The sequence below is a fragment of the Massilia sp. 05N420 genome, from assembly GCF_056397205.1.
Genome location: NZ_JBFTMX010000137.1, coordinates 1 through 542, shown reverse-complemented (window position 1 = coordinate 542; position 542 = coordinate 1). Strand labels below are relative to the sequence as shown.

The window sequence follows — 542 nt, the reverse complement described above, 5'->3', positions numbered from 1 at the left end:
GTACCGGGAACAGCCAGGCAATGTCCTCAGCACGACATTCGACGAGGTCGGTGGTTACAGCGATGCCGTGCTCGCGCGTGATATTCCGTTCTACTCGCTTTGCGAGCATCACATGCTGCCATTCCGCGGCGTCGCGCATGTGGCATATGTGCCAAGCAACTGTGTCGTCGGTCTTTCCAAAATTGCCCGCCTTGTCGAGCTGTATGCCCGGCGCCTGCAGATCCAGGAACGCATGACCAGTCAGATCGTGGACGCGCTGCAAGAGCGGCTGCAGCCGCAGGGTGTCGCCGTCCTTGTCGAGGCTGAGCACATGTGCATGTCGATGCGCGGCATCGCAAAAAGCGGATCCAAGACTCTTACAACAACGTTCAGGGGAGTTTTGCGAACGGACGCTTCACTCCAGGCGCGCTTTTTCAATGACCTGAGGGACTAGCGCCATGGGAGAAGCTCCCTCTGTCGGCACGATGGTCTTCATTCTCGGCGACCAGCTGTCTCACTCGATCTCCAGCCTGGAAGTGTTTGATCCGGACACTGATGTGATC

General features: G+C 58.1%; 1 protein-coding gene. It reads left to right on the top strand.

What is annotated here, in order from left to right; all coding sequences use genetic code 11:
• On the top strand, positions 1–433 hold a 433-nt coding region (gene folE / locus AC1DIX_RS27645), incomplete at its 5' end, for a GTP cyclohydrolase I (RefSeq protein ID WP_477328531.1).
• Positions 434–542 lie beyond the last annotated feature (109 nt).